Source organism: Kocuria sp. SM24M-10 (assembly GCF_001027955.1).
GTDB classification, from domain to species: domain Bacteria; phylum Actinomycetota; class Actinomycetes; order Actinomycetales; family Micrococcaceae; genus Kocuria; species Kocuria oceani.
In genome coordinates, this window is sequence record NZ_LDNX01000057.1 from 74,181 (window position 1) to 81,245 (window position 7,065).

Genomic DNA, 7,065 nt, shown 5'->3' on the forward strand with positions numbered 1-7,065 from the left:
CCATGAGTTCCCTGTCCGTCCAGACCTCCGGCGCGGCCCGCGAGGCCGTCGACCGGCACGTCCCCGCGCTCGTGGGCGACGGGTTCGCCTCGAAGCTCTTCGCCCAGGACCCCACGCTGTGGGGCGCCGCGGCCGAGGAGGAGTCCGCCAAGCGGCTGGGCTGGGTGGAGGCGGCCGAGGTCTCCCGTCCGCTGGTCGCCCAGATCACCGCCCTGCGGGAGGAGTTCGCCGCCGAGGGGGTGGACCGGTTCGTGCTGGCCGGCATGGGCGGGTCCTCCCTGGCCCCCGAGGTGATCACCCGCACCGCGGGCGTCGAGCTGTTCGTGCTCGACTCCACGGACCCGGAGATGGTCGGCGCGGCCCTGGCCGACCGGCTGGAGCGGACCGCGATCGTGGTCTCCTCGAAGTCCGGCTCCACCGTGGAGACGGACTCGGCCCGCCGGGTCTTCGCCCGGGCGTTCGAGGAGGCCGGGATCGACGCCGCCTCGCGCATCGTGGTGGTCACCGACCCCGGCTCCCCCATGGAGTCCTCGGCCCGGGAGGCCGGCTACCGCCGCGTCTTCACCGCCGACCCGACCGTGGGAGGGCGCTTCTCCGCGCTCACCGCGTTCGGGCTGGTCCCCTCCGGCCTGGCCGGGGTGGACGTGGAGGCGCTGCTGGACGATGCCGACGAGGCCGCCGAGGTGCTGCGCGAGGACGCCGAGGACAACCCCGCCCTGCACCTGGGGGCGGCCCTGGGCGGCACGGAGCCCCTGCGCAACAAGCTGGTCTTCCGGGACCTCGGCTCCGGGATCGCCGGGTTCGCCGACTGGGCGGAGCAGCTGATCGCGGAGTCCACGGGCAAGGAGGGCAAGGGCGTGCTGCCCGTCGTCGTCGGCGACGGCGACGCCCCGGAGGCCGGCGCCGCCGACGTCCTCGTGGTGGAGCTCGTCGCCGAGGAGGCCGAGGAGGCGCCGCAGGGCGACGTCGTCCGGGTGGCCGGGTCCCTCGGCTCGCAGCTGATGCTGTGGGAGGTCGCCACGGCGGTCGCCGGGCGTCTGCTGGGCATCAACCCGTACGACCAGCCGGACGTGGAGTCGGCCAAGAACGCGACCCGGGCGCTGCTCGCGGACAAGCCGAAGCCGACGCCCGCCGACGTCGTCGACGGCCCGGTCGAGATCCGCGGCGCGCAGGAGCTGCTCGACGGCACCCGCACGGTCGAGGACGCGCTCGGCAAGCTGCTCGCCCAGCTGCCGGAGACCGGCTACCTGTCCGTGCAGGCGTACTTCGACCGCCTGGCCTGGACGGACCTGGAGGGCATCCGCCCGGTCCTCGCCCGGGCCACGGGCCGGCCCGTCACCTTCGGGTGGGGTCCGCGGTTCCTGCACTCCACCGGCCAGTACCACAAGGGCGGCCCGGCGGAGGGCGTGTACCTGCAGATCACCGCCGCCTCGGGGACGGACCTGGACATCCCGGACAGCCCCTTCAGCTTCGGCGAGCTGATCTCCGCGCAGGCCGACGGGGACGCCCAGGTCCTCGCCGACCACGGCCGCCCCGTGCTGCGGCTGCGGCTCACCGACCGCGCCGAGGGCGTGGCGCGGCTGCGCCAGGCGGTCGAGGCCCTCGGCCGGTAGCCGGTCGGAGCCACCAGCAGCGCTGTCCTAGAATGGGAGGACGCCACGGTCGGCGCGGGACGCCCCGCGCCGACCGTTGTGCGTGGAGGAGCTCGAGGGCGGCGCCCGCCCGCGGGCCCGCAGAGACGTGAAGGAGTACCGTTGCCAGACAACAATGCCCGCAATCCCCTGCGGGACCCGAGGGACAGACGGCTCGTGCGGGTCGCCGCCCCGTCGGCCCTCGTGCTCTTCGGCGTGACCGGCGACCTCGCGAAGAAGAAGCTGCTGCCGGCGATGTACGACCTCGTGAACCGGGGGCTGCTGCCGCCGTCGTTCGCGCTCGTCGGCTTCGGCCGCCGCGACTGGTCCCACGAGCAGTTCCGCGAGGTCGTGCGGGAGTCCGTGGAGGCCCACGCCCGCACCCCCTTCCAGGAGGACGTGTGGCGCCAGTTCGCCTCGGGCGTGCGGTTCGTGCGCGGGGAGTTCGACGAGGACAAGGCCTACGAGGCGCTCAAGGCGACCCTCAAGGAGCTCGACGTCCACGCCGGGACGCGCGGCAACCACGCCTTCTACCTCTCGATCCCGCCCAAGGCGTTCGAGACGGTGTGCCAGCAGCTCGCCGACCACGGGCTCGCCCAGCACGAGAACGCCGCCGGGTGGCGCCGGGTGGTGATCGAGAAGCCCTTCGGCCACGACCTCGCGTCCGCGGCCGAGCTCAACGCCATCGTGGAGCGGGTGTTCCCCGCCGACTCGGTCTTCCGCATCGACCACTACCTGGGCAAGGAGACGGTCCAGAACATCCTGGCCCTGCGCTTCGCCAACCAGATGTTCGAGCCGCTGTGGAACTCCCGCTACGTGGACCACGTGCAGATCACCATGGCCGAGGACATCGGCATCGGCTCCCGCGCGGGCTACTACGACGGCGTGGGCGCGGCCCGTGACGTCATCCAGAACCACCTCCTGCAGCTGCTGGCCCTGACCACCATGGAGGAGCCGCTGTCCTTCCAGGCGCACCACATGCGCGCGGAGAAGGCCAAGGTGCTCGCCTCCGTCGTGGTCCCGCAGGACCTCGCGGCGCACTCGGCGCTGGGGCAGTACGAGGCCGGACTGCAGGGCGGGCAGCGCGTGCGGGCCTTCCACCAGGAGCAGGACATCCCCGAGGACTCGCGCACCGAGACCTACGCGGCGCTGCGCCTGGACATCAACAACCGCCGCTGGGCGGGCGTGCCGTTCTACCTGCGCGCCGGCAAGCGCCTGGGCCGGCGCGTCACCGAGATCGCGGTGCAGTTCAAGAACTCCCCCAACCTGCTCTTCGGGGACAACGGGCACGAGGCCCTGGGGCAGAACGTGATCGTGATCCGGATCCAGCCGGACGAGGGCGTGACCATCCGGCTGGGCTCCAAGGTGCCCGGGACGCAGTCGGAGATCCGCGACGTCACCATGGACTTCGGCTACGGCCACTCGTTCACCGAGTCCAGCCCCGAGGCCTACGAGCGGCTCATCCTCGACGTGCTGCTCGGGGAACCGCCGCTGTTCCCGGACCACGAGGAGGTCGAGCTGTCCTGGCGCATCCTCGACCCCTTCGAGGAGTGCTGGGCGGAGCAGGAGATCATGCCGGAGCCGTACGCGCCGGGGTCCTGGGGACCCGCCGCCGCCGACGAGCTGCTGGCCCGCGACGGACGCGTCTGGAGGCGACCGTGATCGTTTCGATGGAGAACACCACCACCTCGGCCATCGACAAGAAGCTGAGCCAGCTGAGGGACCAGCACGGCGTGGTCACGCTGGGCCGGGTGCTCACGCTGGTGATCCTCGCCCAGGCCGGGCACTCGGAGGCCGCGCTGGAGGCGGCGAACTTCGCCAGCCACGAGCACCCGTGCCGGATCCTCGTGCACGTGGCGCACTCCTCGTCCGAGGAGACCCGGCTCGACGCCCAGCTGCGCATGGGCGGGGACGCCGGGGCGTCGGAGGTCATCGTGCTGCACGGCTACGGCGAGCTGGCCGAGCCCACGGAGACCCTGTTCTCCGCGCTGCTGCTGCCGGACGCGCCCATCGTGGCGTGGTGGCCGCACACCGTGCCGCCGCCCTCGCCGCACACCTCCTCGATCGCCGGGATCGCCCACCGGCGGATCATGGACTCCGCGCGCAGCGACGACGCCTACGAGACCCTCGCGGAGCTGCGCCGGCGGTACGTGCCGGGCGACACCGACCTCGCCTGGACGCGGGTCACCAACTGGCGGATCCAGCTCGCGGCGGTCCTCGACCAGGCCGACCCCGCGCCCGTGCGCGAGGTCGTCGTCGAGGGCTGCGGCCGCTCCCCCAGCGTGGTGCTGCTCGGCACCTGGCTGGGCACCCGGCTCGACGCCGAGGCGACCTTCGTGAACAACCCCGGTCCCCGCCGCCTGGACCGCGTCACGCTGGTGCGGGACGACGGCGAGATCGTGCTCGAGCGGCCCGGGCGCACGGTCGCCTGGCTCCGCCAGCCGGGCCAGCCGGACCAGCAGATCGCCATGCCGGTGCGGGACCTCAACGCCTGCATCGCCGAGGAGCTGCGCCGCCTGGACCCGGACGAGGTGTACGGCGAGGTGCTGACCACCGGGCTGCGCGACGTCCGGGTCGCCCGGATCGTCGACACCGCCGGGGAGCTGGCGCCCGGGGCGGCGCGGTTCCTGGCCGAGCACGGCGGGGGCCGGGCCGACGGGGAGCAGCCGGCGGCCCCGGCCGGGGCCGCCCCGGCGGACTCCGGGACCGCTGTCCCGGAGTCCGAGCCGGTCGCGCAGGCCGCATCCACCGCCTCCGGGGAGGACCGCGCGTGAGCCCCGCAGCCGAGACGGTCCCGCACCCGGACAAGGACACCCTGGCCGCGGAGAGCGCCGAGCGGGCCCTGGCCGTCCTCGCGGAGGCGCAGCAGGAGCGCGGGGAGGCCACGGTCGTCCTCACGGGCGGGAGCATGGGCGCCGCCGTGCTCGCCGCGCTCGGCACCTCGCCCCGCCGCACCGAGGTCGACTGGTCGCGGGTGAACGTGTGGTGGTCGGACGAACGATTCGTGGCCGAGGACAGCCCCGAGCGCAACTGCGTCCAGGCCGTGGAGGCCCTCGGCGGCGCCCTGACCCTGAACCCGGACCGGGTGCACTACATGGGCAGCGCCGACGAGTTCGCCACGGCCGAGGAGGCCGCCCTCGACTACCGTCGCGAGCTCGCCGCCGCGGCCGACGCGGAGCAGCGCGCGGAGGCCTTCCCCGTCTTCGACCTCTCCCTGCTGGGCCTGGGTCCGGACGGCCACGTGGCGTCCCTGTTCCCCGGCCTGCCGCACGTCCACGAGGCCTCGGCCACCGTGGTCGCGGTGCACGGCTCCCCCAAGCCCCCGCCGGACCGGATCAGCATGACCCTGCCGCTCGTCAACGCGGCGCGGCGGGTCTGGTTCCTGGTGGCCGGGGCGGACAAGGCCGAGGCCGTCGCGGCCGTGCGGGCCGGCGCCCCGCTGGAGCGCACGCCCGGCGCCGGGGTCCGCGGGACCGAGGAGACGCTGCTGCTCGTGACGCGGGACGCGCTCGGCGGCTGAGCCGCGGCCGCCGCACCCCGTAAAAGGGCTCTACGTCTTTCGGGTGGGGAGTGAGACTCGCGTAGTGAGTTCAGCAAGGTAGGGGTCGAGGTCCCCGATGATCAGTAGCGACCAAGCATGCTGATCTATTCAGAGGACCTCGACGTTGCCCAACGCTACGGGGTGCGTGAGCGCGCCCGCTACTGGAACCTGTTCTCGTTGTGATGTTCTGCTCGGCCTGGGCTGTGTCCACGTCGAGTCCGTTCAGCGAGGCCAGTCACTGCTGACCGTGACCGTCTCCACGTCTTGGCAACTGATGGGTTGTCCGGACTGCGGAGTCGTCGCCCCGAGCCGCGGCCGCAGGATCCGGTGGCTGCATGATGTGCCCGGTGCCGTCCCGGTGCGGCTGCGGTGGCGGCAACGTACCTGGCGGTGCCCAGAGCCGGAGTGCCCGCGCGGGATGTTCGTCGAGCAGGTCCCGGAGCTGGTGGCCGAGCGAGGGACGATCACCACCCGCGCCGTGGCCTGGGCGATCGGCCAACTGCGTCGGGAGCACGCCACCATCGCCGGCCTGGCCCGGCAGTTCGGCACCGCGTGGCGGGCCGTTTGGGGCGCGATCAGGCCCGAGTTGGAACGGATGGCCGCCGATCAGTCCCGCTTCGAGGCCGTGGACTCCCTGGGGGTCGATGAGCACATCTGGCATCACGTCGATCCCCGGAAGCGGGGCCCGAAGGAGTTGACCGGGATGGTCGACCTCTCCCGGGATGCCACGGGCAAGGTACGGGCCCGGCTGCTGGACCTGGTGCCGGGCCGGTCGAAGAAGGCCTACGCCGATTGGCTGGCCGAACGCTCCGAGTCGTTCCGGGCCGGGGTGCGGGTCGCCGCCCTGGACCCCTTCGCCGGATACAGGGGTGCGATCGAGGACCAGCTCGAGGACGCCGTGGCCGTGCTGGATGCCTTTCACGTCGTCAAGCTCGGAACCCAGGTGAAGTAGGCCAGAAACGAGTCCTTCCAGCAGCAAACCATGGGCCGGCGAGGCCGTAAGGGCGATCCGCTGTACGGGATTCAGCGCACCCTGCGGGCCGGAGCCGAGCACCCCACCGACCGTCAGGCCAACCGGGTCACCAACGCCGTTCGTGCCGATCCGGCTCACGAAGAGGTCTACCTTGCCTGGCAGTGCGCCCAGGACCTCAGGGCTGCCTACAGGGCTGCCGACCTCGCCGAGGGCCGCAGGCTCGCTGAGAAGGTCCTGGCCACGTTCCACACCTGCCCGGTTCCGGAGATCGCACGGCTCGGACGGACCTTGCGCCGCTGGAAGGACTCGTTTCTGGCCTACTTCAGCACCGGCCGCTCATCGAACGGCGGGACGGAAGCCATCAATGGGATCATCGAGCTCCATCGCCGCCTGGCCCGCGGTTACCGCAACCGGGACAACTACCGGCTCCGTATGCTCCTGGCGGCCGGCGGGCTCATCCCCTGATCCCCACTCAATGACCGAAGAGCCACTTATCGGTACAACACCGACGGTGTCACCCACGGCATCAAGCCCTTGGCCTATTCCGATCTGGCCAGTGCCCTGCTCGACGTAGTCGACGATCAGAACAGGACTAGCCAGACGATCACCGTCTCAGGTTGAAAGAGATTCACCCAGGGACCCGCGGACACCAAAAGCAAAAGGACGGCCATGCTCCGTGACCAAACCGTCGACCGAGAACCAGCCCCCACCCGGGAACTTCTCCCTGCTTGACAACAGGTGTGAATCTTTACCGAGAAGGTCCTGGCCATCGAGATCACAGCTGGGGACTGTCGCAAGAACGGATGCTCCTATTGGCGTCAAGCGGTTTTGAGGCGTTGTCGGTCGGTCTCGTCGAGCCAGTGCTGACAGCGGTGGACGAGGTCGGGATCGCTAGTCCTGTTCTGATCGTCGACTACGTC

General features: G+C 71.8%; 4 protein-coding genes and 1 pseudogene. All 5 read left to right on the forward strand.

The window, feature by feature from the left end; translation table 11 throughout:
• Nucleotides 1–2 precede the first annotated feature (2 nt).
• Complete coding sequence (locus ABL57_RS07115) at nucleotides 3–1,613, forward strand: glucose-6-phosphate isomerase (RefSeq protein ID WP_047802747.1); 1,611 nt, start codon at nucleotides 3–5, stop codon at nucleotides 1,611–1,613.
• 141 nt (nucleotides 1,614–1,754) lie between these two features.
• Nucleotides 1,755–3,293: a glucose-6-phosphate dehydrogenase gene (gene zwf / locus ABL57_RS07120; RefSeq protein WP_082157283.1), complete on the forward strand. Its 1,539-nt coding sequence runs from the start codon at nucleotides 1,755–1,757 to the stop codon at nucleotides 3,291–3,293.
• The gene (locus tag ABL57_RS07125) at nucleotides 3,290–4,405 is read left to right on the forward strand and encodes a glucose-6-phosphate dehydrogenase assembly protein OpcA (protein WP_047802748.1); all 1,116 of its coding nucleotides are present in this window, start codon (nucleotides 3,290–3,292) and stop codon (nucleotides 4,403–4,405) included. The genes zwf and ABL57_RS07125 overlap by 4 nt, the downstream gene beginning before the upstream one ends.
• Nucleotides 4,402–5,151, forward strand: a complete 750-nt coding sequence (gene pgl / locus ABL57_RS07130) for a 6-phosphogluconolactonase (RefSeq protein ID WP_047802749.1) — start codon at nucleotides 4,402–4,404, stop codon at nucleotides 5,149–5,151. The genes ABL57_RS07125 and pgl overlap by 4 nt, the downstream gene beginning before the upstream one ends.
• A gap of 145 nt (nucleotides 5,152–5,296) precedes the next feature.
• A pseudogene (locus ABL57_RS07135) lies at nucleotides 5,297–6,610 on the forward strand (ISL3 family transposase).
• The last annotated feature ends 455 nt before the right edge of the window (nucleotides 6,611–7,065 follow it).

What these genes read in the sequence shown, in the direction of transcription:
- ABL57_RS07115 (WP_047802747.1), top strand. Translation starts at nt 3, where the DNA reads ATGAGTTCCCTGTCCGTCCAGACCTCCGGCGCGGCCCGCGAGGCCGTC.